Source organism: Gammaproteobacteria bacterium (genome assembly GCA_003696665.1).
In the GTDB taxonomy this organism is placed as follows: domain Bacteria; phylum Pseudomonadota; class Gammaproteobacteria; order Enterobacterales.
Map to the genome: position 1 here is coordinate 1 of RFGJ01000383.1, position 2,299 is coordinate 2,299.

The following is a 2,299-nucleotide window of genomic DNA, read 5'->3' on the forward strand; positions in this document are numbered from 1 at the left end:
CAACGAATGACCTCCCCGTATGTTCAATCTGTATTCCAGGCTGTGCCTTCAACTGGCTTTTCTTCAACGGATCTACGTATTCCACTTGTATTCAACGGACACGGTAGTTCATCCAAAAATGAAAAAGCTCTCAAGTGGCTAACCGGTATATCTTTTGTGAACACCAATAGCAGCGATGCAACTGTTACGGTTGAATACACAGCTTACAATGGTTATACGAATACCTGCACAGGGACTATTCCGGCAAATGGTAGTGGAGTATGGTACGCTCCTGAAGCCGGTACTGCTTCCAGTATCTTTACTTGCACTGGTGGACCAATATCCTGGTCCTATCCCGGCCCAACATATGGTTCTGTTAAGGTCACCTCAAATGTAGGAGTTTTAGCAATTGCCAACTCTAACCGATATGATACAGGCGCGGGGTTGGGAGCTGGCTATTCAAGCCTGGCGGCTGCCCCCAGTCAAGCGACATATCGAGCTGTCTGCCCTCTGGCATTCAATAAGGATGCTAGTACAGATTGGCTAACGGGTATACAGGCTGCTAATGTAGGTAGTATTACCACTGATATTAAATTTACAATGGTAAAAGCGGGCTTAGATCCATCAAGTAACAGCGTTGTCATTACGAAATCCAGTGTCAGCGCAGGTTCATCCGCTTCCGCTTACTTCCCCGAAGAAAGCTCTGCTTTTACCAATTTTGAGGGGGCGGTGTTTGTTGAAGCTACAGATACGAGTGCAAAGATCTCTGTATCCAGCTCAAACACAAATTATAATACACTTGGAGCAGCAGCTCTATACGATTGCATTAATTACTAAATTCGAATTTGGATGAAAGCTACATAGATAGTTAAACTGAAGCTACAACAATACCTTCGCCAAAATTGGTGAAATGAGAGCGGTTGAATACCATGCGTTCTTTATCTCTCCCAAGAAAAAACGCAAAAGGTATCAACCGCTTTTTGTCTTTATTGGGTATTTATTTTGTAAAGTTCAATAATGTCGTCCCAGGGCAAATATTATCAGGCGTATCTACTCCGGCCAACAGTCGGGTGATTGATGCACCGCAGAGGCACAGAGCGCGCAGAGTGACAACAAAATTTCTTTTTTCTCTGTGGCCTCCGCGTCTAGTATAATAAGCAAGGACACGGCAGACCGATTGCGTCTGGGTCCCACAAGGAGACCGTCGCAGAGCAAGGGTCGCCGTGTCCTCGCCGGGATTGCCCGAACAGTTGTTGGGGCCGCAAGAGCCCGCATCGCTAGAAAGGGCGTCCCGTGACATTCTACCTCACGCTGGAGGAAGTTGCAATGTCGCAGGCGAGCGCTCTCTACGTGGGCATTGACGTCTCCAAGAAGGTGCTGGATGTGGTGATCGGGCCGGAGGGGGAAGCGTGGTCGGTCTCTTACAACCCTCTAGGACTCCAGGAGTTGGTTCGGCGGCTGCGAGCCGTGCGGCCCGCGCTCATCGTAGTAGAGGCGACGGGCGGATACGAGCGGCGACTGCTGGAAGTCCTGTGTCTGGCGAGGTTGCCGGTGGCACGGGTGAACCCCCGCCGCGTCCGAGCCTTTGCGCGGGCGACGGGACTGCTGGCCAAGACCGACCGACTGGATGCCCGCGTCCTGGCTCGGTTCGGGGAAGCGGTGAAGCCCCGTCCCTACACTCTGCCGGACGAACAACAGCAGTACCTGAAGGACCTGGTTCGCCGTCGGCAGCAGTTGTTGGAGATGCGGACAGCAGAGATCAACCGGCTGGACACAGCGCCGACGCGCATCCAGGGGCAGATCCAAGAGCATATTCGATGGCTGGAGGAGCAGATCAAACAGGTGGACCAAGGAATCGATGATTTGATCGGCCAGGTGCCGGAGTGGAACGAGAGGGTGAACATCCTCAAAAGCGTACCAGGGGTGGGGAAGGTGACTGCGGCGACGCTGGCGGCGGAGCTGCCGGAGTTGGGGCAGGCTGATCGGAGGGAGATTGCTGCGCTGGTGGGCGTGGCGCCGATGAGCAACGAGAGTGGACAACGACGGGGGAAACGACGCATCCGAGGAGGACGTCCAGCAGTGCGGAGCGTGTTGTTTATGGCTACCCTGGCCGCAATTCGGAGCAACCCTGTGCTCCGTCGGCGCTACCGACGGCTGCTGGAGCGGGGGAAGGAGAAAAAGGTGGCCCTGGCAGCCTGTATGCGATACCTGTTGGTCGTGCTGAACGCAATGATTCGCCATCATCAACCCTGGAATCCGGCTCTCTGCGGGGTTTGACACCCCTCACCCGCTTGACTCACAACACAGTTGCTCTGCGGTG

The 2,299-nt window shown here is 53.8% G+C and carries 1 protein-coding gene; it reads left to right on the forward strand.

What is annotated here, in order from left to right:
• The first annotated feature begins 1,305 nt into the window (after nucleotides 1-1,305).
• Nucleotides 1,306-2,256: an IS110 family transposase gene (locus D6694_09860; GenBank protein ID RMH40633.1), complete on the forward strand. Its 951-nt coding sequence runs from the start codon at nucleotides 1,306-1,308 to the stop codon at nucleotides 2,254-2,256.
• Nucleotides 2,257-2,299: the final 43 nt, after the last annotated feature.